Here is a 25783-nt window from a genome sequence, read left to right on the forward strand (position 1 = left end):
AGCTTTCTAGTTTTCTCTTTGATTTTCATTGAGTATTAGAACTGATGATTAGCAATTATTCATAAATGTCTATAGATTCACTCAGAACTGACCATACTAGTCTACCCCCTTTAGAGCACTAATCATGTCAATCTTTCTCATACGAAGACTAATAAAATAAGCAGTCCCTAAAGATGTAAACCAAACCAATAACGTAGCAGAAGCAAGGACATACATACTGACATAAGCGGTATACTCAATTCGAATCGTCGAAAATGTTGCTACATATTCTTTCAAAAACCATATGCCTAAAGGAATTCCTACTAGCCAACCAATAAAGGTAGTTAGTATAGTCTCAAAAAGAGTTAGCATCTGTAGATATTGATTAGAAAATCCTAATACTTGTAATGTAGCATAGTCTCTCATTCTCTCTACAAAGTTTAAAGAGCCCAGATTATAAAGAACAATAATAACAAGTAATAAGGCAAAGCCAATAATCATTAGAAATACACTCATCAAACTAGATACAAAATCATAGGCATTTTTTTCTTGGCTCCCTTTTTCAATGACAGATAGAACACCTTTATCTTGCTTAATAGTATCTTCATCCACCTCCGGCCCAACTAATAAAGTATGTGGAGTAAAATCTCCCCCTGCTTTTTCAAAGACTCTAGCATGAAGATAAGCCCCTTGATTGGTTTCACTTGTGACAATCCCTTTTACTTCAAACTTGTAAGTATGACCATCTTGATAGGGAGTCACATTTAAAAAATCTTCGACTTTAATACCTGCTAAACGGGCAAATGATCTAGTTACATACAAACCATCATCTTTCAAAGAATCAGCACTCTCTGTTTTTGCTTGAATCATATCTCCATCATCAAATATAATCAATAAACGATTGTAACCATCATCTGGATTAAAATGTGCTTGTGAAATTTGTACACCTTGCCCACCATATCTGGACTTAGAAGTGGTATAATCTGCTACGGTCAGTCGTTTTGAATAAGAAAAATCTTCATTATATGCCTTATCAACAAGATGATTCATGGACACAGGCATACCAATTCCAGCAATCAGTAACATCATACTTCCTGCAACTCCCACGATTCCCATCAAAACTCGAATACGATTAAATGAGGCATCCCGAATTGCCCATCTTGAAGGATAAGAAATTCGTTGCCAGATAGAGGAAAATCTTTCCACAAAGACAAATTTAGCAACTTTTTCTTTACCTCTTAAAAATATTGCTGGTAAGCCTCTAGCCGACTCTCTAGAAGCTAAATAGGCAGCTAAAACACAAATAATAATGACCACAATACCAACGACTATTGATGAAGATGAATAAGAGATTTGCCAATTTGGAAGTGTAAACATTGACTTTTGAGTTTCTAGTACAAACCATGACATCAAGGGAGATATAGCAAATCCTGTGAAACTTCCTAATAAACTCACTACTAAGCCAAATAAAATATAATGTAAACTGATAGCCTGATTTGAAAAACCTAAAGCCTTTAATACAGCAATCTCTTTTGTTTGGCCATCAATCAAACGCTGAATGGTTGTAAACATAGCTAATATAGCTAACAAAATAAAGATAAAAGAAAATAAGTAAGATAAGTTTCTAATTTGCCCAACTCGATCGGTAGCTTCTGATATTTCAGTTAAACTTTTTTGATCTTGATAAGAAACTAAATCTCCCCCAAAAATAGACTCTAAATCTCCTCGCAAATCTACCTTAGAGCCATAAATTTCTAAGGCATTATCTGACGATAAACCCAGAATTCCTTTTGCAATTTCATTATCTGCAATATAACCATAGGCATCATTGTCAGGATTTGGAGCTATATATTCCATGCTACCTGTAAAATAAATCTTATCTGTCGCCTGAACAAATCCTACAATTTCTAAATCTATCTGTTTCCCCCTTGATGAAATAGAAATGGAATCTCCAATCTGTAATTGATTCTTCTTAGCATAATTCCCATCAATCCAAATCGAATCTTGTTTTCCTTCAGAAAAAGGACTTCCTTCTGTTACTGTAACCAGTTGATCATCTGTAATCGTTTCAAGATTGATTCGTCCGTCAGTCTTGTCTAAACGAACAATATTAGCAAATCCTTTCTTTTTACTGATAACTTTTTCAACAGAAGATAATAGTTCAACCTGCTTAATTTTTGATTCATCAATTTGTCTCGCTTGAACCCAAACAACAGGAAGTTCAGATTGTTTCAAATAACTCTCTAGACTCTTTTCAAGTCCATGCCAAGCTCCTTGTAGACCTACAAAGATTAATACACTTAATAGAGACATCAGAAAAACAGAGAAAAATTGTTGCCAATTTTGCCGGAGATCTCTTAATAATTTTATATGAAGATACCTCATCTCAACACCTCTTCATTATTCTCTATTTTTTCAATACTTCCATCTTTCAAATATATAACTCGATCTGCAAATTTAGCAAACTCTCTATTATGTGTAACCATTACAACTGCAGCATTCCCATTTCTAGAAACTTCCTTCAATAAAGTTAAAATACTATCACCTGTCTTTGAATCTAACGCTCCTGTAGGCTCATCACACAATAATAGGCTAGGCTCTTTAGCCAAGGCCCTTGCAATTGATACACGTTGCATCTCACCTCCAGAAAGTTGATTAGGAAAATTATTTTTTCTATGAAGTAAACCAACTTGATCTAAATACATATCGATTTCTTTATTGTTTTTCACTAAATTTGCTGCAATACCTATATTCTCCTTGGCTGTTAAACTTGGAACTAAATTATAAAATTGAAAAACAAAACCAATTTTATCTTTTCGATAAGCAGATAATTCCTTGTCTGTAAATTTTGTTACTGGTTCCTCATCAAATATAAAGGTTCCTGATGTCGCACGATCCATCCCACCAAGTAAATTTAGCAACGTACTTTTCCCTGAACCTGATGGACCTAAAATAACTGTAAATTTCCCTTTCTCAATAGAAAAACTAACTCGATCCAAAGCACGAACTTCTTGCTCCCCCACCTTATAAATCTTACTAATATTTTGAAACTGAATCATACATACTCCTAATATCTTGTCATAAATTTTATTTTTTCCTTTAATGTAGGCTCTTCATACTGGTCTATGATACGTTTAGATACCGCTTCCCTGTTTTCTCGTATAACCTTTTCAGCTAAGGAAATAGCCTCATCTACTGGAACAACTATTGGCAACTCATAATGTTGAATGATCTGATTTAACCGTTCTTTCTGACTACCTTTGACACAATAAGGTGTCAGACCCAAATTCCTATAAGCTTCATATAATTCCTCATCTGATAAATTTCGATACTCTTCAGATACTGGTCTATGCCCATCTGGATCCATTGCAAACTCTACTGGTAGATGGACAACATCTGTATACCACAATTTCGCATGATTTTTAGAGACAATCCCATAGGCAGTCAAATATTTTTTGAAAAATCGTCGTCCTGGAATACCTAAAATAGATTTCATCAATCGATGAATGAATGCTGATCCTGGATTAATTCCTACCCTCATTCGAACAGTCCCGTAAATCCATTCATTCAATACTGACCCATCTGATAGAAAACTTCCATGTTCCTTGTATAAAATTCCTTCTGTACGAATTCTCTCTTCAAAACGCTTTAACCCCAGTGCCATTAACTCAGTTGATGACATATCCTGAAATCTTCTCCCAGGATATAAATCTGTCAAAATTTCCCTCGCAGACAAAGCGTCGATTAAGGGAAGTCCCGTTGCAATCGAAAGAGCTGTAGCAGTTGTTGTCTTACCTGTAGAATAAGTTCCTGATATGACTAACCTTAATTCTCTATTTCCCATCATTGTCCCCTCCATCAGGTAATTTTTGAGCTATTTTACTTTTAAAGACTACCTTATGATCTACATCATTCCCAGACATTTCGTAGATTTTCCAATGTTCTTCTCTAATTTTTAATAATCTATTTTTTGAAACACTACCACTAAGCTCTACTACTCCGTTCAAAATTGGTAAATTCAAGTCTGCACTCACTTGCTTCATCCACATGGTATTACTCTCTTCTCGAGATATCTCTTCTATATGATAGGCTAACATCTCTGCCATTTGAGAAAAAATAATCAGAAGTTCTAACAAACTATAATAATTCTGTTCTAGACTACCTACACCACTATATTCAATATCTTTGATCAGTACTTGCTCTGCCTTACAAGATATACTATTATCTGAAAATTCAACATCGTATATATCATGCTGTCTATCTCTTAAATGTGTTGATAAAAAATCTCTACCTTGTTCTCCTATAGTCACTACATTTTCCTTATATTCTAGTAATTGATAGCCTAAACAAACTTTCATATCCATTACCAAACAATCAAATTCAATCACTTGGTTCGTCATTTTGAAATTTTGTAATTCTAATTTTTAAATTTACCAATTCTTCTATAGCTTTTATCCCTGACTTTATCTCGAAATGACTTAACCTATATTGATTTAAGTTCATCCCCATTATTTTCAGTATTTCACTTCCAAATAAATATGCTAATACTATTCCATCTAATGTACTCAGGTGTTGTTGTACGATTTCAGATTGTTTACTAGACCATAAACCCTCCTGATGAAGAGAGCCAACTCCTTCTAAAATATTTTTCAACTTAACTAAATAAGTCGTTCTCTTATGTCCTCTACCAAAATAGCGATTTCTATTATCTCCAAGTAAATAATCTACTGTTAGCATATTCTTCTCCAATCTTTTAAACTGATTCTATATTAAACAAAAAAAGACAAGAAAGAATCCGTAATTTACGAAAACCTTCTTGCCTTTTTAGGATAAATTATAAAGATACTAGATTTAATCGAATAGCTTCACGTACAGCTCCAACTCTACTCGTAACTCCCAACTTTGAACAAATATTTGAAACATGGGTATCTACTGTTCTCCTGCTGACAAATAAACTATTTGCTATCTTTTCATTAGAAAATTCTTTTACAATAAGTTCCAATACACTTAACTCCGTATCTGTCAATAGATTATTTTCTTGCTTTTCTAACAAACCATCTGGGATAACATGATTGCCCTTATAAACAGCATAAACTGCACTTTTAACATCCAAATAAGAACTTTCTTTGGGTAAAAAAGCTTGAATCCCAAAATCCATCGCTCTCTTATGTAACAAAGTATCATAAAATCCTGATAAAAGGACTATCTTGGGAACTGTATTCAGAAATCTATTTATTTGACTAATAACATCAAATGCCGTTACTCCTTTCAGCATAAAATCCATAACTAGCACATCTACCTTTTCATGCTTGAGACAAAGAAGTAAATCTGCTACTTCTGTATAGGACCCAACAATTTCAAAATCATCTTCCTTTAAAAAATAGTTCTCCAATCCTTGTAACACTAAACTGTGATCATCAATCAAAACCAAACGAATCATTTTTCTTCCCTTCTATAGGTATTCGTATCTTCACACTTGTAGGTTCTATATTTATCTGAACAGTTCCCCCCAATAAATGAACCTTCTCTACAATTCTGTTTAAACCAAAATGATGTTCATTAGACTGATAGTTTCCCTTAAAAATACCATCATCTGTAACTTCAATAGATAAAATCTTTTCTTTTGTAGATAAATCTACAGTAATTTCTCTAGCATTCCCATGAAGAATACTATTATTGACTAGTTCCTTAACTGTCCTTAATACAAATGTGCTCACTTTGTCATTAACTTTTTCTTCATCTATTGAAAAAGTTGTCATAATCGAAACAGTTTCCATCTTCATGAATTGGTTTAATATGCTAGTAATAGATTCTTTCAGCCCTAATTCATGCACCATTAAAGGATAGATATTGGAACATAAATCTCTTAATTCAAAGACAATATCATCCAACATCTCTAATAAAGCTACCCTATTAATTTGTTCACTAATTTCTAACTGCTTTTTATAATAAATAACCTTCTGAATTGTAGTATCATGTATAAACGTTGCAATTTCTTCCCTCTCCAATTCAGTAGCTACAAAAGTATGAAAACTACTAAAGATTCCCTCCATTTTATGGCTAATCAACATCATTTTCCTTATTTCAGGTAACAAAGCTAGCGAAAAAAGAAAAGTGTAAAGAACGAAAAAAATTGGAGAAAATTCTCTTAATAACAGACTAAAAAGAATAATTAGACTAGTAAAAAAAACGGCAAATATCAAGTTATATATGAAGGGGTTCCACTTCCAAGCAACATATATCATTCGCTCTAGTATCAAGTTATTTACAATAGAGAACAAAATAAGCAACAATAAAGGAATACTATAAATAAATGAAACTTCCTTACCAATTGGAAAAATATATCCAAAAAATAGAGGAAATAAGGCAAGAACTGCTAAAAATAAGGTATGAATTGGTAACATTTCTCTTATCTGAGAGTGATTTATAAGCATCTTTAACAGTAGGATAACTAAAAAGAAAAATACTAAATAAAATACCCCCCTAGAAAAAAAGATGGTCAAAAAATCAATGGGTTGTATAAGATTATAAACAAACAAAAGTTGAGTGATGAGTGAATAGCCCAGTATAATACGAGAAAAGTTAGAAATGGTTGAACCTTTTATCTTCAAGACTGACACTCTAATGAAGATATCCATGAATAATGGAAATAAAGTCAAGTATGAAATTAATAGACTACGACCAAATACATCTCCTATACTTGATGGAATAATCGATAATAACATCAGACTAGTATAAATAATAAAATAAAAATACCGTTTTCCAGTTTTTCCTCTACTTCTACCTTTTATGTATAAGCGAAATAACAGTAGAATCAGAAAAGCAATGATTGACAAAACAAGAAAGATAATTTGGCTTGATTTTCCAGATTCTATTATTAAAGTCTTTGAAATTCCTCTATCTAAGACTGTCACAGAATGAAGCGGTTCAACAATTAAAAATCGAGATAATAAGAAATTACTATCTGGACTCTGACCGTCTATTTGTATAATTGATGACCCTATTATCTCTTGATGATCTGCAAAGCTTCCCAGATTATGGACTTGTCTCACTATCCACTCATTATCATGTTTATCTACGGTGATTCCATTGTACGTTCGGTTAAATATTGAAAACGAAAAATAAAAAAAGAAAATAAATAACAAAACAAAATAAAATCGAAACATTTTTGACTTCATTGTTTGCAACACTCCACATTTCACTTGATATTGATGTTTATTCTACCATTTTTTCATTCAATAAGACAGGTTTTATAGTTAAATTTATTCTTTTTTCTTTCGAGATATAACTGATACAATCTTCTAGTAGGTGAAATCTTACCTGATTTGACCTTTGAATATAAGATGAAAATCGCCTACGAACACTTGAAACGCTTGATTAACCTCAAAGGAGAAAACGTCGCAGTTCGTGAATTCCATGGCCTCGCTCCTCACTACCTCCGTGGAGCCATTTCACAAGCTAGCACTCTAGCAGAGATTGAGGCTCTCTTGCAGTTAGATAAGGCTTAATAGTTTAAAACCCGTAACTCTCTTAAAGGTTACGGGTTTTTGATTGTAAAAATTCAAATACTGATAGCTATTATTGATTCAAAGCAACACTGGAAACCTTACCATCTGCTCCTGTTGTAATTTGGATGACTTTTCCTCCACCAATTTTGGCATTATACTTACCATCATCAAGAGTATAAGAATAGCCTTTGATAGAGTAATTTTCTTTCTTTCCATCAGCAGATTCTACTGTAAATTGACCACCTGATGAAACTGTGATGGTTTCGCCATTTGCTCCCTTCCAATTGCCTGCTGCAGCTGAGAAATCACCATCTACCATGGTTAAAACACCCTTGTAGCGTTTATTTTGCTCTGCTTGCTTGTCTTGAAGTTTGCGGTCAGTTGTAGGATCATAGCTTGATTGGTTAGACTGGGCTTGAGGAGCCTGAGCAGGAGTTTGTTGACTAGCCGCCTGTTGACTAGCTACCTGTTGATTAGCCACTTCTTGATCTTGTCTTTGCTCTGGTGCAGATGCCGCTTGTGATGGTGTTGCACTTGCTGAAGACTGGTCGGTAGATGCCTTGGCCTTTTCAGATGAAGCTGAACTTGAAGATTTTTGAGTCTTGCTTTCTTTGCTCGCAGAAGCTGCTTTAGAGCTTGATGATTGACTTGTCTTAGCAGAACTGCTCGCTTGAGTTGTTTCCTTTTTATTTCCACAGGCTCCTAATAGCAGGGTAGAAGCCAATACAGTCGCTGCCATCAATTTAACATAGGTTTTCTTTTTCATTTTTCTACTCCTTTGTAATATTTTAGAAATATAAAGAAATCTTTTTGTAATACAATTGTAACATTGGGATTTAAATATGTCAACAATTTATCTAAACTATTTTAAAAATATCATATAATTTAGATACATTTACTCCTCCTACTCTTTTATTCGTAATAAAACAGAAAAACAGGAGATTTTCCTATTAAAAATTTGAATTTGTTTTTGTGTAATCGCTTGCATATTTAAGTACAAAGGAATATAATAACATTGAAATAGAATATAGGAGGTGCACTCTTATGCTAAATAAGTATTATAAGTATCTGCCTTGGTTGATTTTAGATGCTTTCGTTTCTTATGGGGCAGCTACTCATTACGCTCAAACAACATTTGATGTGTTTTATCTGACTACAATCTTTTTGATTGTTTATATTGCTTTGTTATTTTTACATGAGAACTATCTCAAGTATCGATATAAAGACTTTTTTACTCACCTGTTGAGCAATTCTAAGAAAGATAGCCACCCATAAAAGTAGTCACAACACAAAACCATCTCATGATGGTACATAAAGAGGTCGGGAACTTTGTCCCGACCTCACTTTTTATTTCAATCGATAGGTTTTTCTTGGTTTCTTTTTAGGCACTCGTTTGAGTCCAACTTCTTCTACATATTCTCCGTATTTTACGAGAAAGTTATTGCTGACGATTGGACGACCGGGGTTGATAAGATTGACCAGTTCAGTTCCTTCGTAGACAGTGAACTCCTCCTCCAGCAGATAGAGGAAGGTTGGATTCCAGTCGAGACGGCCTTGGATTCGTTTGATGGATTCTTGGATAATGGCATAATGGTCAAAAGCGAAGGCTTGCTCTTCCAACTCTACTCCCTCTAGGTAGCATTTTCCTGTCTGAAAATCGACATCTACGAAAACGACATCCTTGGCATCGTCTCCTGCTTGAACAAGTTCTAATGCACGACTAGGCAGATAAACCAAGTGGGCAATGGTCACTGTCCAGCCCCGGGGGTCACGGCCGGGGGTCGATACGGTCATCAATTGCTCAATTTTTTCCAAAGGAAGGTCGAGATTGACTTCTTCTCTCACCTCACGCTGACAGGCATGCGCAGCATCTTCGTCCTTGTCCATAAATCCTCCAACTAAGGCCAAACAGTTTTGATAAGGGTGAGCCTTGCGACGAATTAATAAGAGCTTGATCTTTCCTTCGACAAAGCAATAAGCTACCATATCCACCGTCACGCTCGGTTTTTCATACTGAGGAAGATCCTGTTTGCAGTACCAGTCTAAAAATTCCTTCTCAGTTGCATGAATTTCAAAATATTCTTTTTCCGTCATCCCTACTGGAATCATCGTGTCCGTCATTTTATGCCTCCTTACGAACAGCCTTAGTCCATTGGTACCAACCGACTAGACTATTGATAGTGTAGACCCAGTACATTCCTTGGATATGGATGTTTTCACCCCACCAGAGGTAAATACTAAAGAGATTGGTTGCAATCCAGAAAATCCATTGCTCACGGTAAAGACGTGTCATTAAGAGCTGACCAACACCATTGGTCGCATCGGTAACACTGTCACGGAAAGGACGAGCACTGCTGATACTTTGGTAGGCCAAGCCCATGCCAATCCAGATGATAGCAGTCAAGGCTAAGTACTTGAGCCAATCAAAAACAGATAATTTCTTAGCTTCAAAATGAGATTCTTCTGTTTTTCCTTGGTCGTTGATACGGTTGGACAACCAAGCATAGAGACCAATCGGCTGCATGACAAAGAAGTAAACGGTCGTCAAAACTTCGCCATAAAAAGTCGCATTCATGGCCAAAATCAAATAGATAGCTGAGTTGATGGCCCCAAAGAGATAATTGCTTGCACGTCCTTCTGCTACTAAGATAACACAGACAATCCCAGTCCAAGAGGCAAACAAGCTCATCCAGTCATGACTTTCTGTATTTTGCGTGAATTCCAAGATCAAGGGAACACTTGACAAGGCGATGAGATACAACCACTGGAAAAGGCTACGGCCGACAAAGAGATCTTTCCAGAGCAGGCTCATGATTCCTGCAAACCCGATCTTACGAGCTTCTGCATGAACATTTTTAAAGTTTTCGATAAATTGTGTGATTTTTTCAGTTACTGTTTTCATAATTTTCTCCTAATCTGCTTGGTAAATGGCATCAATAGCCACTTTTGCTGCTTCATAATTGCCTAGGTAATCCTCAGCTAGATAAACCAGTGGAATGTTTGCTAAGTAACGCTCTCTCATCTGATCCAAATGCTGGGAAAAACTGTGACGAATATGGTCTTCCGCCATGGTCATATCTCTAAAACCATCATTGACATAGGAGCCGACAGGCTGCACAAAGAGAATCAAGTCCCATTTCTCCTTAGCCAAGATCGAGGCAAAGAGATTGTCAAATGTTTCTCCTGATAAATCCTCTTGGTCCTCAGTCTCCATGTAATAATCATAGTAGCCCTTGGTTACCAATGAGTTGGTATCGGCTATCACTAGGCCTCGATTGGCATTGCTATCGATTAACTTAGAGGTCTGGTCATACTGGCCCAACAGGAGATAATAGTAATCTTTTGGAGTCAATTCATCGTCGCGGACATTGTTTTTGATCTGGTACTCACGTGCGTATTCCAGACTGACCGGCGCGTCATAGAAACGAGCTAAATCCTTGGCCAGAGTGGTCTTCCCATTGCTGGCACTTCCCATAATCAACACTTTCTTAGTAAACTGACGACGGAAGGGTTGAGCAATATATTTCCAATATTTGCTTGGGTTTTCTCGAATCATAGTCGCTGAGATACCAAACTTTCTTTCTTGCAAGACAGTCTCAAAACCGCGATTAGACAATTCTTGCTGGTAGTCTGCTTCTCCCACAAAAAAAATTAGTTCTTGCTGGGTTTCATCATAGGAAATCACCGCTAACATCTGGTTCAACCACTCCTGCCAGCCCATAGGGTAACGGGGAAGATTGGTTTCATCTAACTTGCAGACAGAGGTCAACTCGTCATCACGAAAGGCCTCTCGGATATAGCGAAATCTTTTTTGAAGCGTTAAGCCTACCTGCTCCCCTCTATCTCCCTCATAGCCTGAAACGACAACCCAGACCTGGTCACACTGCCGCTTCGCTCGCTGGATTAGATCGATATGTCCTTGATGAAGTGGAGCAAAGGTTCCAAATACCACTGCTGTTTTCTTTTTCATAAACCTATCACCTTTTTATATTTTTTAATATTTTCGTTATCTATGTTTTTTATTATAAACTATATTTTTATTTTGTCAATAGTTTTTTATCGTTTTTTATAAAAAGATTGCGAAAAAAGAATCAAGATTGCTCCTGATTCTCCATTTTTATGCAATATCAAATTTCAACTGGCCTGCTTTGACGCCAATCTTCAGAGTCTTACCAGCTTCCAATTCACCTTTAAGGAGAAGTTCTGCTAACTTGTCTTCCACTTCTGTTTGTAGGGTTCTGCGAAGTGGACGAGCTCCCATCTCTGGGTCATATCCTTGATTTGCCAACAATTTCAGTGCGGAAGATTGTAATTTCAAGTCAATGCCTTTTTCAGCCAAACTTGCCACTAAAGGTTTGACCATAATCTTCACTACTTCCTGCATATGGTCGCTAGACAGGCTATGGAAGACTACCTTTTCATCAATACGGTTGATAAACTCAGGTCTATAAGCTTTTTTCAGCTCTTCAAACATGCGTTTTTCCATATTTTCCTGGTCAAAACGAATATCCTTTGCCCCAAAACCAACTGTCTTGTCATCACGAAGGGCTGTCGCACCAAGGTTTGACGTCATGATGATAATGGTATTTGAAAAGTCAACCTTACGACCCTTGCTATCGGTCAAGACACCATCGTCCAAGACTTGCAAGAGGACATTGAAGATATCTGGATGGGCCTTCTCTACCTCGTCAAAGAGAAGCACTGAGTAAGGTTTATTGCGGACCTTCTCGGTCAACTCTCCCCCTTCTTCGTAGCCCACATAACCCGGAGGAGCTCCGTTGAGACGGCTGGCTGCAAATTTCTCCATATACTCACTCATATCAAAGCGGATAAGAGCTGATTCGTCGTCAAAAAGAACTTCTGCCAAGGCCTTAGCCAATTCAGTCTTACCGACACCTGTGGGTCCTAGGAACATAAAGGAACCAATCGGACGCTTGTGACTACGAATCCCTGACTGGTTGCGGCGAATGGCACGGCTAATGCTTGAAACTGCTTGATCTTGACCGATGACACGTTTGTGCAGTTCAGCTTCCAAGTTTAAGTATTTCTTAGCGTCAGTCTGAGTCAGTTTTTGGACTGGAATACCTGATAAACGACTCAAGGTAGTCAAAATATCAGACTCTGTCACCAAGTCTTTGTAGACAGGCACTTCCTCTTCTTTTGCGATTAGCTGCGCTGCCTGTTTCCACTTGCCATCCATCAAGGCCTTGTCAGCTGGACTCAAGTCGGATTCGTCTGCTTTCACATGCTTAGATTTATTTTGCACTGTTGCTGCTGCCTCATCCAAGAGATCAATCGCAGAGTCTGGCAAGTGACGACTAGTCAAGTAACGATGAGCCATCTTGACGGCTGTTTCAACCGCTTCATCTGTGATTTGCACACGGTGATGTTTCTCATAAGTCGCCTTCAGACCTTGCAAAATGGTCATGCTGTCTGCCACACTTGGCTCTTCAATCGTCACTTTGGCGAATCGACGAGAAAGGGCCGCATCTTTTTCGATGTGTTTTTGGTATTCTTCCTGAGTGGTCGCACCAACCGTTCTCAAAGTTCCACGCGCCAATGCTGGTTTCAAGATATTGGCCGCATCCAGAGTTGAATCAATCCCGCTCCCAGAACCCATGATAGTATGGAGTTCATCGATAAAGAGGATGACTTGGCCATCTTCTTCAATATCCTTGATGATATTGTTCATGCGTTCTTCAAAGTCACCGCGGAAACGTGTCCCTGCAATAACATTCATCAAATCGAGCTCTAACACGCGCATCTTAGCCATTTCCGCAGGTACATCCCCACTAGCAATACGCTGGGCAAGACCAAGCGCTAGAGCAGTTTTCCCGACACCTGCATCCCCAACCAAGACAGGATTATTCTTGGTCTTCCGACTCAAGATTTGAATCATACGTGAGATTTCCTTGTCCCGACCAATGACTGGTTCTAACTTGCCAGAGCGCGCTTGCTCTGTCAAGTCATGCGTATAGTCCTCGAGACCACCACTTGAAGTCTGGGGCATGCCCATCATATTCGCCATAGAATTTTGCTTGTCAGCTACTGTACGATGTCGTTGGCGTAAAGCCTTGATGTCTTCACGAGTCCAGCCTGCCCGTTCTTCTAAATTTCGACGAAGAGCAGCAATCTTGACCTGATCTTTCTTGTCTTCATAAGAAAAACCAGCCCTCTCCAAGATACGAGTCGCCAAGGCATTGCCATCATGCAAAATCGCATAGAGGACATGCTCTGTCCCTAACACCTTTGCATGGACCACTGATGCCACATACTCTGCTTCATCAAAAAGGGCCTGCAAACGATGAGAAAACGGCAATTCCGTAAAGGTTTCATCCTGGCTATAGTCCGTTTCAGTCAGTTCCAAAGCCACCTCTTCTAAACGGTCCATCTCATATGGATAATCATTTAAAGTGGCTCCTGCCACACTATAACTGTGATTAGACATGGCAATCAACAAGTGCCAAGACTCTAGGTAACGAGCTCCAAAATGGCCAGCCACCATGTAGGCACTTTCGATACATTCATTCAATGCTTTTGAATAGTTCATCTTACTTCCCTTTTCTATCTACCTCTTGTATGACCTGTCGTAGCATGTTTGCACGAAGGACTGGAGCTTCTTCTCCTAGAACGCGATCCAAAGCTACTGATACTAGCAAATTCATCTCCTGCAAGGACTGGAGCTTCTTCTCCTAGAACGCGATCCAAAGCTACTGATACTAGCAAATTCATCTCCTGCTTGGTCATCAATTCCTGCTCAACCAAAAGCTGCAGAATATCCTCATAAATTTCTTGACTAACCCGCTCACTAATCGAGTAAAGCAGCTCCCTGAGCATTTCATGATGACTGGAAAACTCAATTCGTCCTATACGAATATAGCCTCCGCCACCACGCTTACTTTCAACCAAGTAACCTCTACTTTCCGTAAAGCGTGTCTTGATCACATAGTTAATCTGACTAGGAACAACCTGAAAGGTATCTGCCAACTGACTCCGTTGCAACTCCACGATACCAGATTGATCTAAAATCGCCTTGATGTAGGCCTCAATATGATCCGATGTATTTTTAAATCTCATTCCAAACCCACCTCTCTCTTTGAACCTTGACTATCTTTGACTATTATACCGAAATTTTCTCATTTTTAAAAGAAAAAGGGCATCGGTAAAGGACAATCTTCACCAACTCCCTCTTTTTCTACTTATCTAAGCCTAATTCTGCCAAGATTTGACGTTTGTAGGCAATCTTTTGGACTTCCTTGTCCTCATCTTCAGACCAATCTAGTTTAATTTCTGAAACAATCTGCCCAGGACGATTTTTCAAGATATAGATGCGGTCACTGAGATTGAGGGCCTCCTCGATACTGTGAGTAATAATCAAGGTTGTTAGCTGCAACTGCTTGTGAATCTCAAGATACCAAGCGTGGAGTTCCATCTTGGTCATCTCATCCAAGGCGCTAAAAGCCTCGTCTAAGAGAAAGAGTTTGTGCCCGAAAAGGTAAGTACGAAGCAAGGCCACACGCTGGCGCATCCCACCACTGAGTTCATGAGGGTATTTATCTCTGACAGCTGTCAACTGGAAGGTCGCAAGAATTTCATCTGCACGAGCAATAGCTTCTGCCTTATCCACCTTTTGAATCAAGAGGGGCAGAATGATATTACCAAGCACCGTCTTGTGCTCCAAAAGCAGATCCTTTTGCAACATATAACTCACGCGCCCCTTGGGATTTTCCTCCCCATCAAGGACAATTCTCCCTGACTGAACTTCTAAAATCCCAGCGATTAGATTAAAGAGGGTGGTCTTTCCTACACCACTTGGGCCTAAGATAGAAACCACTTCACCTGAAGTCACTTGTAGGTTAATATCCTCTAAAATCTTTTCATCATCGTAGGCGTAGCTTACGTGTTCTAGTCTAATTTCTGTCATTATTTCACAAATTCGTTAGTGAAGCCTTTGTCTGTCAAGTCTTCTTTTAGGATACCTTTTTCTTTATCCCATTTGTAGAAGGCATTCCAGCGAGCTGCATCAAATTGTCCCCATTTTTCCTTGTCGCTTGCGTATTCTTTTGACAAGTATTTTTGAGATTCAATGACAAAGTCACGTTTTTCCTTGAGTTCAGGTGCATTTTTAATGAGGATATCAGCTGCTTCTTCTGGATGCTCCATGGCATATTGGTAGCCTTTTTTGATAGCTTGGATGACTTTACGGGCTTCTTCTTTGTTGTCTTTCAAATAGTCGTTGTTTGCGATGATAACTGGTGAGTAGTAGTCAAATTCTTTAACGTAGTCTTTCAAGTACATGAAATTAGCATCTACACCTTGAGATTTAGCAAGGATACCATCCCATCCATAGTAGATCCAAGCAGTGTCGAAGACACCATTAGCGATTGGTGTGATAGAGTTTGAGTCGTTATTTGGTACTTTTTCTACCTTCTCAAAGTCTCCACCTTGTGATTCTACCAAGGTTTTCAACATAGCAAGTTCAGTTGGGTCATTCCAGGTTCCGTATTTCTTACCAACCAAGTCTTTTGGACTGGTTACATTGTCAGACTTACGAGAGATGATTCCTGATGTATTGTGCTCAACGATTGCTGCAACGGCTGTAATTCCTGCCCCTTTTTCTAATTTCTTAGCCATGTAGTCTTGGAAATAGATAGCAAACGGTGCCTTACCATTGATAACTAGGTCTGATGAGCTTTCTTCTGGTGGTAATTTCAAATCAACATCCACTCCAGCTTCCTTGAAATAACCTTTTTCCTTGGCAACATAAAGCCCTGTGTGGTTGGTATTTGGTGTCCAGTCTAGGATAAAGTCAATCTTCTTGAGCTCTGCTTCCTTATTATCCTTAGAAGCAGTTCCTTGGCCACAAGCCACAAGTACAACAGCTAGAAGAGCTGTTACAATCGTTAAAAACAATTTCCATGTTTTCTTCATTTTGATTTCCTCTTTTCTTTTTACAAAACGCTCTATTTTACGAACGTTTCCATTTAATCACATATTTTTCACTGACATCAACCAACTTCATACCGAGAAGGCTGATAATCGACACCAGAATAATAATCGCAAACATGGTATCATACTGAAACAGTTTCTTGGACTGAATCATATAAACACCAAGACCCTCAAAGCCTCCCAACCACTCAGATACCACTGTTGTGATAAAGGCGTAGGAGACACTGACCCTCAGACCTGCATAAAAGTAAGGCAGACTGACTGGGATTTTAAAATGCCACAGGATTTGCCAAGGCTTGGCTCGCATCAGACTAAACAGGGTCAGCATATCCTTGTCACAATGCCTAAAACCGTCCAAAATACTGACGATGATAGGGAAGGTTGTCGTCAAGATAATCAAGACAATCTTTGGCAAAATCCCATAACCTAGCCACAAGACCAGGATAGGAGCTATAGCAATAGTCGGGATAGTCTGGACAACCACCATCATAGGGTAAATCAGGTCATTGAGCCAAGTCAAACTATCCATGAGCACAGCCATGAGACAGGCAATCAAGACTCCCAGAACCAACCCCAGTAAAGCCACTCTCAAGGTGGCCCAGCTATGGTGCCAGAGAAATTCTCTGTCACGAACAAAGGCCTGGAGAATTTCAAGAGGGGTCGGCAGGATAAACTTGGGGAGAAGTTTAAGTAAACCTGCTAACTGCCAGATTGACAAGACTCCTAGAAAGCCCAATAGACTAATGTGTCGTCTCAGTATACTTTTCAAGTTTCTCATCAATACTTAAAATCTCTCCTACATTTATTTTGACATTAGCAAAGACATTATCTGCCTCCTGCCCTGCCACTTCCAGCGCTTCTTTGAGAATGCGCATAAGCTCATCAAACTCCCCTTCCAAGACTGTTTCAAATGGTGTCACCACCATCGTCACTTCTTGAGCTTGCAGATAAGCGATGATCTGATCGATAACAGCAATCCGATCAATCCCCTGTGATAGGGGTAAAACTTGCAAGGCAATGCTTGCTTTCATAACAACCTCCTCTTCTCGTTTTCCTTTGACAAAAAGAAAAACCTTTGCCATATCATATATGGAAAAGGTCAAGAGTAGACTAAGTATCGTTCCCTACGCTGGCATTACCCAGATCAGGTGCGGTCGAAGCTTAACGCTTCCTCTCAGACTGTACACAGACTCCCATATATTATGTGGATATATGATAGCGCAAAATAAAAAAAATGTCAAGGAAACTGCTTACAGAAAAGAGTAGGAAAAATTTCCTACTCCCATTTTCTATACTCGCTCGCCATCACTATTTACTCTGTAGCCATCGACCGTCGTATTAACAGCTAAGGCACCTGAAGAGTAAGAATAATACCACTTACCAGAGACTTGATACCAGCCTGTTTTCATTGCCCCTGAACTATCCAGATAATACCAAACTCCATTTTCCTTTAACCATCCTGTCTGCATTTCACCAGATGATTTCAGATAATACCAGCTAGAACCATCCTTCAACCAGCCTGTTGATTTAGAACCATTTGATTTGAAATGATACCAACTACCATTTATTTTCTTCCAACCAACAGTTGAACTGTTATTGGATCCATAGTTGGAGCTATTTCCTGATTGATTCTGATAATTCTGTGAAGAAGTCACACTCTCTAGCTGGATATAACGACGACTTCCGTTATAAGCCGTATAACTCAACCACTTGTATCCATCTTTTTCGAGAATTTGATCATAATGAACATTCTCCCCAGGATAATAGTAATCAATCGCAGTTGCGCTAGCTAGAGGCTGATTTTTGATAGCAGCCTTAGCCTTAAAATAATGTGTTCCCCCTGTTGAAGTTGAGGATTGACTATTTCCAACACTGCCACCAGCCAAATCTTTAAAATGAATAAAACCGGTCATAGTATTGGCCTTCACGACGCGCTTGTTATAAGATTCCCTCATTCCATAATTGTATTCTTCAATCTCAATCTCATCTCCCACTACATTTGATACCCAGGCAACATGACCATAAGTTCCTGCAGTAGACCAAGCAATGGAGCCAATAGCTGGTGTATTATCTACACGATACCCTTCACGACGAGCACGATAACCCCATTCATTCGCATTTCCATAAGCAGCCGGAATCTCAAAACCATTGACATTACTCAAACGAAAGGCTGCAAAAGAAGTACATTGACGAGAATACATGCGCCACTTATCAATCTCCTGGCTCCCATTTTTATAATGAGCAGGATAATCATCCCCACGCGCAATTGATCTATTTCCTCCCGAATAAGCATATACACTATTACCCGCTGCTAGCATCATTCCTACTACTAAAAAAGGAACAACCTTTTTAACTGATTTTCTAAAAGAAAATCTTGTCTCTGTTACTGTAAATGGTGAAATTTTCATTCATCCTCCTTGAAAAATAATATAAGTCGAAGATTGCCTTCACTTAAACTATTCGGAGAAAAAAGAAAAAGTGAGAAAATTTTCTCACTTTAGTCAAGATAATGGATTAGATTTTTTTCGGTAAGGATATCTGAGTAAGTAAAGGATTCAACGTAAACATTAGCTTGTTTATCTCCTTCAACATTTCCAAATTCAACGATAAATAGGGATGGATAAATCTCAATTAACTTACCCAATCTATTTTTTTGACGCTTACGACCATTCTCCAAAGTCATTTCTACGACTTGTCCCTCATGTGCCTTGATTTCTTCTTTGATTTTTTTCATCTTGGCTACATCTGTAAATGCATCTGACATCTTTATGCCTCCCTCTTTGAGATACTTGAAAATTTATTGTATTCTTTTTGGAAAATTAATTCCACCGTTCCACGAGCTCCACTACGGTTTTTCTCGATAATAACTTCTACCTTATTATTTGGTATGCCTTCCTCTTCTTCACCACCACGCTCATAGTAGTCGTCGCGATAAAGAAAGGCTACGATATCAGCGTCCTGCTCAATAGACCCAGATTCACGAATATCAGACAAGACCGGTCTCTTATCCTGACGTTGTTCTACACCACGAGACAACTGACTCAGAGCGATTACTGGAACTTTCAGTTCCTTAGCTAAAATTTTCAACTGACGTGAAATTTCTGAAACCTCTTGTTGACGATTTTCCCGGCCAGTCCCCGTGATAAGCTGCAAATAGTCTATTAAAATCAAACCAAGATTTCCAGTTTCTTGAGCCAGCTTACGAGAACGAGAACGAATCTCTGTAATCCGAATCCCTGGCGTATCATCGATATAGATACTGGCGTTAGCTAGATTCCCTTGAGCAATGGTATATTTTTGCCACTCCTCATCAGTCAATTGACCCGTACGGATAGAATGGGATTCCACCAAACCTTCTGCCGCCAGCATACGATCCACTAGACTTTCCGCACCCATTTCGAGAGAAAAAATAGCAACCGTTTTGTCCAACTTAGTTCCAATGTTCTGAGCGATATTCAAGGCAAAGGCTGTCTTACCAACTGCCGGACGAGCTGCTAGAATAATCAACTCCTCCTCATGCAAACCAGTTGTCATATGGTCCAAATCACGATAGCCTGTCGCAATACCTGTTATATCGGTCGTTTGTTGCGAGCGGGCTTCCAAATTTCCAAAGTTGACATTCAGCACATCTCGAATATTCTTAAATCCACTTCGATTAGCATTTTCGCTGACATCAATCAGGCCTTTTTCTGCCTGAGCAATGATTTCATCAGCTGGTTGCGAAGCCTCGTAAGCTTGATTGACAGACTCTGTCAACTTGGAGATTAAACGACGTAGCATTGCTTTTTCTGCAACAATCTTGGCATAATACTCCGCATTAGCAGAAGTTGGCACAGAATTGACAATCTCAACCAAGTAAGACAGGCCACCGATATTCTGTAAATCACCTTGATTATCAAGAATAGTACGAACCGTTGTTGCATCTATAGCATCGCCACGATCGGATAAATCGACCATAGCTTGGAAAATCAAACGATGGGCATATTTAAAAAAGTCCCGAGACTCAATATATTCTCGCACAAAAACAAGCTTACTCTCATCAATAAAGATAGCCCCTAAAACGGATTGCTCAGCTAAGATATCTTGAGGTTGTACTCGTAACTCTTCTACTTCTGCCATCAGACTTCCCCTCCTGTTACAATCTTGTCAAGAAGGTGTAAACTTATCCTTCTTTCACACGAAGATTGATTACACTTGTGATATCTTGATAGATTTTCACTGGTACATCAATCAAACCAACTGCTCGAATCGGAGCTTGTACTTGGATATGACGTTTATCAATCTTAATTCCAAATTGCTTTTGCAATTCTTCTGCAATCTTTTTATTGGTAATAGAACCAAAAATACGGCCATCTGGACCAACCTTTTCAATAAATTCTACAACTGTGTCTTCTGCTTCAAGTTGAGCTTTAATTGCTTTTGCTTCTGCAATCATCTCAGCGTGAGCTTTTTCTTCTGATTTTTGTTTACCACGAAGTTCACCTACAGCTTGAGCAGTTGCTTCTTTTGCTAAATTCTTCTTGATAAGAAAGTTTTGTGCATACCCTGTTGGTACTTCCTTAATTTCACCTTTTTTACCTTTTCCTTTAACATCTGCCAAAAAGATTACTTTCATTCTTCTTTCTCCTTTTCCTTTATTTCATTTAATACAATTTCTGTCAGTTTTTCACTTACTTCTGACAAGGTTAAATCCTTAATTTGAGCTGCTGCCAAATTAAAGTGACCTCCACCTCCCAGCTCCTCCATGATTCGTTGTACATTCAGTTTACTACGACTTCGAGCTGAAATAGAGATAAATCCTTGTGTATTCTTCGCAAGAACAAAACTCGCTTCAATACCTGACATAGCTAACATAGCATCTGCTGCCTTACTAATAACAACTGTATCATAGCATTTCGAGTCCTTAGCCTCTGCTATTAGTACATCTGAAACTAATTTACGCCCCTGTAAAATAAGTTCATTGACCTCACGATATTCTTCAAAATCTGTCGCAGCGATTTCCTGGATAGCAATACTATCGCTTCCTCTAGTTCTGAGATAGCTAGCAACATCAAATGTTCGACTGGTAACTCGCGAGGTGAAATTTTTAGTATCCAACATCATACCAGCCATCAAGACACTTGCTTGCATACGAGTCAGACGATTTTTCTTAGAATTTTGGAACTGAATCAATTCCGTTACCAACTCACTGGCACTACTTGCACCACTTTCTATATAAGTGATAACTGCATTGTCTGGAAAATCCTGATCCCTGCGGTGATGGTCAATAACAATGGTTTGGGTAAACAAATCATAAAAATCTTTTGATAGAGTTAAAGCTGTCTTTGAATGATCTACAAGAATCAACAAAGAACGATTGGTCACCATTCCCATTGCATCTTTAACAGACAACAACTTCGTAACTCCCTCTTTTTCTAAGAATGAAACAGCTCGTTCAATATCTGGAGACATTTGTTCTTCGTCATAAAGAGCATAGCTATTTTCAGTCACATTGCTGGCAAATAATTGCATACCTACAGCAGAGCCCAAAGCATCCATATCTAGATTTTTGTGACCAACAACAAAAACCTGATCCACACTTCGAATCTTATCTGAAATAGCTGTCATCATAGCGCGCGTACGAGTCCGTGTACGTTTGGTTGAGGCAGCAGACCCACCACCAAAATAAACTGGATTTTTTGTTTCTTCGTTTTCCTTGACAACCACCTGGTCGCCACCACGCACTTCAGCCAAGTTCAAGTTGAGCAAAGCAACTTTCCCTATTTCATCATGATTTCCATCACCATAAGAAAATCCCATACTTAGGGTCAATGGTAACTGTCTCTGTTTCGACTCTTCTCTAAAAGCATCGATAACTGAAAATTTATCACTCATCAATTCCTCAAGTACCGTATAGTCCGTAAATAGATAAAAACGGTCCATACTCACTCGACGGGAGAACATGACATGTTTTCCAGCAAATTCTGAAATAAAATTGGCTACAAAACTATTAATATGACTGATATCAGACTCCGATGTTTCATTTTCTAAATCATCATAGTTGTCAACTGAGATAATCCCAATCACAGGTCTACTCGTAACTAACTCAACAGTCGCTTCGTATTCTCCAGACACATCAAAGAAGTAAAGAACTCCAGATACCTTGTCCATATGAACAGAGTAACGGGTCTCACCCAAGGTGGCGTAAGAACCAGGATTCCCCACAGAAGCCTTGATAATAGTCTGAATTAAGGTTATATCAATCTCTCCCTCTTCAGTCGTTAGAATTAGCTCTGCATACGGATTAAACCATTCAACTTCACCAGTTGATAAGTCTAATTTAATAACCCCAACAGGCATCTGTTCTAACAAGGTTGTCAAACTATCCTCAGCTTGATGGTTTAGATACTGGATTTGTTCTACCTCACTCCTTGAGTAGTAGTCTCTCTGATGGATGAATAATAAACTATAAGAACCCAAAATAAGTAGCAAAAGAAATAGCGTTACCAGTGTATTCGTTACAAAAACAAGTTGCACAGATAGCACTACGAAAGCTACTATTCCTAATATTATGGGGAAAATAGGATTTACATAAAATTTTTTCATTCCAAACCTCTTGGCACCCATTATACCATAATAACCACCAAAAAGCGACTTTTTAAAAGTGTAATCAGTCATTCTATCAATTATAAGAAAAAGGTAGGTTTACAATCTAGTAAACCTACCTTTACACATATTAAAATTAAGATTCTTTAACTTCTAACAAACCAATTTCGCCATCCTCACGACGATAAATCACATTAGTTGTTTGATCTTCAACATCCACATAGATAAAGAAATCATGTCCCAACAAATCCATTTGTAGAATAGCTTCTTCCAAATCCATTGGTTTTAAATCAATTTGTTTTGAACGAACAACTCTAGACTGGACAACATTTGAATCTTCCACCAAAGCATCTGTAAATAATTTACTAGTTGCTACCTTATTTTTATTTTTACGCTCGATTTTTGTTTTATTTTTACGAATCTGACGTTCAATTTTATCAGTTACAAGGTCAATTGAGCCATACATATCTTGAGACACATCTTCTGCACGAAGAGTAATTGAGCCAAGTGGAATCGTTACTTCTACTTTAGCAGTTTTTTCACGATATACCTTCAAGTTTACTCGAGCATCCAACTCTTGTTCAGCTTGAAAATACTTTTCGATCTTTTCGAGTTTAGAAACTACATAATTGCGAATTGCTTCTGTTACTTCTAGGTTTTCACCACGGATACTATATTTAATCATATAAGTACCTTCTTTCTAAACATTTTTATTTTTCTAACTATATTATAACGCTTTCATTTTCATTTTGCAAATTTTTTCCTCATCTTACGAGAGAAAATGTTTTTACATCTTCAGCACCAGCTTCTTCCAACAGTTTCTTCACACGATTTATAGTAGATCCAGTAGTATAAATATCATCTATAAGTAAGATTTTTTTAGGAATAGTGACTCTACTTTTAATAAAGAAAGGAAGTTCTGTTGCCAAGCGTTCTGAACGATTTTTCGAAGAACTGGCTCGCTCTTCTCTCTTCTCTAGTAAGTCTTGAAAAGAGAACCCAGCTGCTTCAACAAAACCTTCAACCTGGTTAAATCCCCTCTCAAGCAATCTCTCAGGACTTAGGGGAATTACGACAAATTGATACTCTTTGTACTTTTTCAACTCCTCATTTAAAAATGAAGCGAACACTTTTCTTAAAAGGAAGTCTCCATCAAACTTATACCTACTGAAAAAATCCTTCATAACTTGATTGTAAGTAAAAATCGCTCTATGACTGACCTCAACTCCTTCTTTACACCAAAATTGACAATCTTTACACTTTGTTGACAAGCCTTTTTTCATACAATTTGGACAGTACTCCTCTCCAATTCTCTCAAAAGTGGAAGCACAGTCTGAACAAAGATAGGAGTCATCATTCCTCAGAAGTAATAGACTCCTGAAAGTTAAAATAGTCTTCATAGTTTGCCCACATAACAAGCACTTCATAGACCCGCCTCCTTATTCATCTGCTGAATTTCCTTAATTGCCTTCTTGATTGAAGCATTTATCCCATCATGGAAGAAAAGCAAATCTCCTGTCGGTCTATCCATGCTTCGCCCAACTCGGCCACCAATCTGAATCAAGCTAGACTTTGTAAACAGGCGATGATTGGCCTCTACTACGAAAACGTCAACACAAGGGAAGGTAACTCCACGCTCCAATATCGTCGTACTGATAAGTATTGTCAGTTCTCTATCTCGAAATGCTTGTACCTGCTCTAATCGATTTTCTGTGATAGAAGATACAAAGCCAATTTTCTCATTTGGAAATTGCTCCTGTAAGATTTCTTTTAACTGTTCCCCTTTCTTAATCTCTGAAGCAAAAATGAGTAACGGATAAGCTGTCTTTCTCTGCTTCTCAATATAGAACTTTAACTTTGGTGACAACCTATTTTTCTCTAAACAGTGATTAAAATCCGATAACCAGACAGGCTTAGGAATAATCAAAGGATTTCCATGAAATCGTCTTGGCAAGCTCAATCGTTTTAATTCCCCTAAACGGACCTTCCTATCTAATTCATCGGTAGAAGTCGCTGTTAAAAAAATTCTCAAGCCATTTTTCTTTACACTATTCTTAACAGCGTAGTAAAGCGTAGGATTGTCAACATAAGGAAAAGCATCTACTTCATCCACTATCAGCAAATCAAAAGCTTGATAAAACTTTAATAGCTGGTGAGTGGTTGCTACAACTAAAGGTGTACGAAAATAGGGATCCGATTCCCCATGTAGTAGTGCTATCTCACAAGCAAAATCCTGTTGCAATCGCTTATACAGTTCCAAACACACATCAATTCTAGGGCTGGCCAAACAAACTGCACCACCTTCATCAATCACTTTGGCCACAACTTGGTAAATCATCTCTGTCTTTCCAGCTCCTGTTACAGCGTGAACCAAGGTTGGCTCTTGCTTTTCTACCGCTTGAAGCAGTCCTTCTGATACTTTTTCTTGAAAAGGAGTTAATTGACCGCACCATGTAAGAACATCTTGCTTCGGAAAATCCTCCTGCGGAAAATAGTATAAAGTTTGATCACTCCTGACTCGCTTCATCAGTAAACATTCCCTACAATAGTAAGCACCGATGGGCAAAGACCATTCTTCTAGAATAGAACTATTACAACGTTGACAGAAAAGTTTCCCTTTCTCCTTTCTCATTGCTGGAAGTTTCTCCGCCAACTGACGATCCTCTTCTGATAATTCATTCTCAGTAAACAAACGACCGAGATAATTTGGATTTACTTTCATACTTCTTTATTCGTAAAAACCTAGCGCTTTAGATCATTTT

At 38.3% G+C, this 25783-nt stretch carries 25 protein-coding genes, 2 pseudogenes and 1 riboswitch; of the genes and pseudogenes, 2 read left to right on the forward strand and 25 right to left on the reverse strand.

Features of this window, described 5'->3' with window-relative positions; all coding sequences use genetic code 11:
* Positions 1-96: 96 nt before the first annotated feature.
* From D2908_RS02555 to D2908_RS02585, 7 genes are all read right to left on the reverse strand, one after another.
* Positions 97-2364, reverse strand: coding sequence for an ABC transporter permease (locus tag D2908_RS02555; protein WP_117304620.1), 2268 nt, complete (start codon positions 2362-2364; stop codon positions 97-99).
* Complete coding sequence (locus D2908_RS02560) at positions 2361-3038, reverse strand: ABC transporter ATP-binding protein (protein ID WP_117304622.1); 678 nt, start codon at positions 3036-3038, stop codon at positions 2361-2363. The genes D2908_RS02555 and D2908_RS02560 overlap by 4 nt, the downstream gene beginning before the upstream one ends.
* Before the next feature lie 8 nt (positions 3039-3046).
* Positions 3047-3826, reverse strand: coding sequence for an AAA family ATPase (locus D2908_RS02565; protein WP_240628268.1), 780 nt, complete (start codon positions 3824-3826; stop codon positions 3047-3049).
* Positions 3813-4367, reverse strand: a complete 555-nt coding sequence (locus D2908_RS02570; RefSeq protein ID WP_165847418.1) for an AvrD family protein — start codon at positions 4365-4367, stop codon at positions 3813-3815. Before D2908_RS02570 ends, D2908_RS02565 begins: the two co-directional genes overlap by 14 nt.
* Positions 4360-4716, reverse strand: coding sequence for an AvrD family protein (locus D2908_RS02575; RefSeq protein WP_117304626.1), 357 nt, complete (start codon positions 4714-4716; stop codon positions 4360-4362). The genes D2908_RS02570 and D2908_RS02575 overlap by 8 nt, the downstream gene beginning before the upstream one ends.
* A 97-nt stretch (positions 4717-4813) precedes the next feature.
* Positions 4814-5419 carry a response regulator transcription factor gene (locus tag D2908_RS02580; protein ID WP_117304628.1) on the reverse strand — a complete coding sequence of 202 codons (606 nt, stop codon included), beginning with the start codon at positions 5417-5419 and terminating at the stop codon, positions 4814-4816.
* The gene (locus D2908_RS02585; protein ID WP_240628269.1) at positions 5397-7031 is read right to left on the reverse strand and encodes an ATP-binding protein; all 1635 of its coding nucleotides are present in this window, start codon (positions 7029-7031) and stop codon (positions 5397-5399) included. The genes D2908_RS02580 and D2908_RS02585 overlap by 23 nt, the downstream gene beginning before the upstream one ends.
* A gap of 255 nt (positions 7032-7286) precedes the next feature.
* Here D2908_RS02585 and D2908_RS02590 point away from each other — a divergent pair.
* A pseudogene (locus D2908_RS02590) lies at positions 7287-7487 on the forward strand (tRNA dihydrouridine synthase DusB); the annotation flags it as partial.
* 70 nt (positions 7488-7557) lie between these two features.
* On the opposite strand, the gene D2908_RS02595 reads toward D2908_RS02590, so the two are convergent.
* Positions 7558-8253, reverse strand: a complete 696-nt coding sequence (locus tag D2908_RS02595) for a hypothetical protein (protein ID WP_117304634.1) — start codon at positions 8251-8253, stop codon at positions 7558-7560.
* A gap of 278 nt (positions 8254-8531) precedes the next feature.
* On the opposite strand from D2908_RS02595, the gene D2908_RS02600 reads away from it, so the two are divergent.
* A complete protein-coding gene (locus tag D2908_RS02600; RefSeq protein WP_117304636.1) occupies positions 8532-8762 on the forward strand; it encodes a hypothetical protein in 231 nt (76 codons plus the stop codon).
* Between the two features lie 72 nt (positions 8763-8834).
* Here D2908_RS02600 and D2908_RS02605 read toward each other — a convergent pair whose 3' ends face one another.
* From D2908_RS02605 to D2908_RS02685, 17 genes and pseudogenes are all read right to left on the reverse strand, one after another.
* Positions 8835-9608, reverse strand: coding sequence for an NUDIX hydrolase (locus D2908_RS02605; RefSeq protein ID WP_117304638.1), 774 nt, complete (start codon positions 9606-9608; stop codon positions 8835-8837).
* 1 nt (position 9609) lies between these two features.
* Entirely contained in the window at positions 9610-10389 is a 780-nt protein-coding gene (gene pnuC / locus D2908_RS02610) for a nicotinamide riboside transporter PnuC (RefSeq protein ID WP_117304640.1), read from the reverse strand.
* A gap of 9 nt (positions 10390-10398) precedes the next feature.
* The gene (locus tag D2908_RS02615) at positions 10399-11457 is read right to left on the reverse strand and encodes an AAA family ATPase (protein ID WP_117304642.1); all 1059 of its coding nucleotides are present in this window, start codon (positions 11455-11457) and stop codon (positions 10399-10401) included.
* Between the two features lie 147 nt (positions 11458-11604).
* Positions 11605-14037, reverse strand: a complete 2433-nt coding sequence (locus D2908_RS02620; RefSeq protein WP_117304644.1) for an ATP-dependent Clp protease ATP-binding subunit — start codon at positions 14035-14037, stop codon at positions 11605-11607.
* Position 14038: 1 nt separating this feature from the next.
* A pseudogene (locus tag D2908_RS02625) lies at positions 14039-14564 on the reverse strand (CtsR family transcriptional regulator).
* A gap of 118 nt (positions 14565-14682) precedes the next feature.
* Complete coding sequence (locus D2908_RS02630; protein ID WP_117304646.1) at positions 14683-15411, reverse strand: ABC transporter ATP-binding protein; 729 nt, start codon at positions 15409-15411, stop codon at positions 14683-14685.
* Positions 15411-16418 (reverse strand): ABC transporter substrate-binding protein, encoded by a 1008-nt coding sequence (locus tag D2908_RS02635; protein WP_117304648.1) that lies wholly within the window; start codon positions 16416-16418, stop codon positions 15411-15413. The genes D2908_RS02630 and D2908_RS02635 overlap by 1 nt, the downstream gene beginning before the upstream one ends.
* A gap of 37 nt (positions 16419-16455) precedes the next feature.
* Entirely contained in the window at positions 16456-17214 is a 759-nt protein-coding gene (locus D2908_RS02640; protein ID WP_165847419.1) for an ABC transporter permease, read from the reverse strand.
* A complete protein-coding gene (locus D2908_RS02645; RefSeq protein ID WP_117304743.1) occupies positions 17177-17467 on the reverse strand; it encodes a thiamine-binding protein in 291 nt (96 codons plus the stop codon). Before D2908_RS02645 ends, D2908_RS02640 begins: the two co-directional genes overlap by 38 nt.
* 73 nt (positions 17468-17540) lie before the next feature.
* Positions 17541-17643: riboswitch (TPP riboswitch) on the reverse strand.
* Between the two features lie 82 nt (positions 17644-17725).
* A complete protein-coding gene (gene cbpD, locus D2908_RS02650; RefSeq protein WP_117304652.1) occupies positions 17726-18844 on the reverse strand; it encodes a choline binding-anchored murein hydrolase CbpD in 1119 nt (372 codons plus the stop codon).
* 89 nt (positions 18845-18933) lie between these two features.
* Positions 18934-19200 (reverse strand): Veg family protein, encoded by a 267-nt coding sequence (locus D2908_RS02655; RefSeq protein WP_117304654.1) that lies wholly within the window; start codon positions 19198-19200, stop codon positions 18934-18936.
* 2 nt (positions 19201-19202) lie between these two features.
* A complete protein-coding gene (gene dnaB, locus D2908_RS02660) occupies positions 19203-20555 on the reverse strand; it encodes a replicative DNA helicase (protein WP_117304656.1) in 1353 nt (450 codons plus the stop codon).
* A gap of 43 nt (positions 20556-20598) precedes the next feature.
* Positions 20599-21051, reverse strand: a complete 453-nt coding sequence (rplI, locus tag D2908_RS02665) for a 50S ribosomal protein L9 (protein WP_117304658.1) — start codon at positions 21049-21051, stop codon at positions 20599-20601.
* A complete protein-coding gene (locus D2908_RS02670; protein ID WP_117304660.1) occupies positions 21048-23021 on the reverse strand; it encodes a DHH family phosphoesterase in 1974 nt (657 codons plus the stop codon). Before D2908_RS02670 ends, rplI begins: the two co-directional genes overlap by 4 nt.
* Before the next feature lie 136 nt (positions 23022-23157).
* Positions 23158-23706: a ribosome-associated translation inhibitor RaiA gene (gene raiA / locus D2908_RS02675; protein WP_117304662.1), complete on the reverse strand. Its 549-nt coding sequence runs from the start codon at positions 23704-23706 to the stop codon at positions 23158-23160.
* Positions 23707-23785: 79 nt separating this feature from the next.
* Positions 23786-24448 carry a ComF family protein gene (locus D2908_RS02680; RefSeq protein ID WP_117304664.1) on the reverse strand — a complete coding sequence of 221 codons (663 nt, stop codon included), beginning with the start codon at positions 24446-24448 and terminating at the stop codon, positions 23786-23788.
* Positions 24445-25743 carry a DEAD/DEAH box helicase gene (locus D2908_RS02685; protein ID WP_117304666.1) on the reverse strand — a complete coding sequence of 433 codons (1299 nt, stop codon included), beginning with the start codon at positions 25741-25743 and terminating at the stop codon, positions 24445-24447. Before D2908_RS02685 ends, D2908_RS02680 begins: the two co-directional genes overlap by 4 nt.
* Positions 25744-25783 lie beyond the last annotated feature (40 nt).

The sequence above is a fragment of the Streptococcus sp. LQJ-218 genome (assembly GCF_003428885.1).
Lineage (GTDB): Bacteria > Bacillota > Bacilli > Lactobacillales > Streptococcaceae > Streptococcus.

Bases quoted from the DNA above. Each gene is read 5' to 3' on its own strand.
- D2908_RS02555 (WP_117304620.1), bottom strand. From the start codon at position 2,364: ATGAGGTATCTTCATATAAAATTATTAAGAGATCTCCGGCAAAATTGG.
- D2908_RS02560 (WP_117304622.1), bottom strand. From the start codon at position 3,038: ATGATTCAGTTTCAAAATATTAGTAAGATTTATAAGGTGGGGGAGCAA.
- D2908_RS02565 (WP_240628268.1), bottom strand. From the start codon at position 3,826: ATGATGGGAAATAGAGAATTAAGGTTAGTCATATCAGGAACTTATTCT.
- D2908_RS02575 (WP_117304626.1), bottom strand. From the start codon at position 4,716: ATGCTAACAGTAGATTATTTACTTGGAGATAATAGAAATCGCTATTTT.
- D2908_RS02580 (WP_117304628.1), bottom strand. From the start codon at position 5,419: ATGATTCGTTTGGTTTTGATTGATGATCACAGTTTAGTGTTACAAGGA.
- D2908_RS02595 (WP_117304634.1), bottom strand. From the start codon at position 8,253: ATGAAAAAGAAAACCTATGTTAAATTGATGGCAGCGACTGTATTGGCT.
- D2908_RS02600 (WP_117304636.1), top strand. From the start codon at position 8,532: ATGCTAAATAAGTATTATAAGTATCTGCCTTGGTTGATTTTAGATGCT.
- D2908_RS02605 (WP_117304638.1), bottom strand. From the start codon at position 9,608: ATGACGGACACGATGATTCCAGTAGGGATGACGGAAAAAGAATATTTT.
- pnuC (WP_117304640.1), bottom strand. From the start codon at position 10,389: ATGAAAACAGTAACTGAAAAAATCACACAATTTATCGAAAACTTTAAA.
- D2908_RS02615 (WP_117304642.1), bottom strand. From the start codon at position 11,457: ATGAAAAAGAAAACAGCAGTGGTATTTGGAACCTTTGCTCCACTTCAT.
- D2908_RS02620 (WP_117304644.1), bottom strand. From the start codon at position 14,037: ATGAACTATTCAAAAGCATTGAATGAATGTATCGAAAGTGCCTACATG.
- D2908_RS02630 (WP_117304646.1), bottom strand. From the start codon at position 15,411: ATGACAGAAATTAGACTAGAACACGTAAGCTACGCCTACGATGATGAA.
- D2908_RS02635 (WP_117304648.1), bottom strand. From the start codon at position 16,418: ATGAAGAAAACATGGAAATTGTTTTTAACGATTGTAACAGCTCTTCTA.
- D2908_RS02640 (WP_165847419.1), bottom strand. From the start codon at position 17,214: ATGAGAAACTTGAAAAGTATACTGAGACGACACATTAGTCTATTGGGC.
- D2908_RS02645 (WP_117304743.1), bottom strand. From the start codon at position 17,467: ATGAAAGCAAGCATTGCCTTGCAAGTTTTACCCCTATCACAGGGGATT.
- cbpD (WP_117304652.1), bottom strand. From the start codon at position 18,844: ATGAAAATTTCACCATTTACAGTAACAGAGACAAGATTTTCTTTTAGA.
- D2908_RS02655 (WP_117304654.1), bottom strand. From the start codon at position 19,200: ATGTCAGATGCATTTACAGATGTAGCCAAGATGAAAAAAATCAAAGAA.
- dnaB (WP_117304656.1), bottom strand. From the start codon at position 20,555: ATGGCAGAAGTAGAAGAGTTACGAGTACAACCTCAAGATATCTTAGCT.
- rplI (WP_117304658.1), bottom strand. From the start codon at position 21,051: ATGAAAGTAATCTTTTTGGCAGATGTTAAAGGAAAAGGTAAAAAAGGT.
- D2908_RS02670 (WP_117304660.1), bottom strand. From the start codon at position 23,021: ATGAAAAAATTTTATGTAAATCCTATTTTCCCCATAATATTAGGAATA.
- raiA (WP_117304662.1), bottom strand. From the start codon at position 23,706: ATGATTAAATATAGTATCCGTGGTGAAAACCTAGAAGTAACAGAAGCA.
- D2908_RS02680 (WP_117304664.1), bottom strand. From the start codon at position 24,448: ATGAAGTGCTTGTTATGTGGGCAAACTATGAAGACTATTTTAACTTTC.
- D2908_RS02685 (WP_117304666.1), bottom strand. From the start codon at position 25,743: ATGAAAGTAAATCCAAATTATCTCGGTCGTTTGTTTACTGAGAATGAA.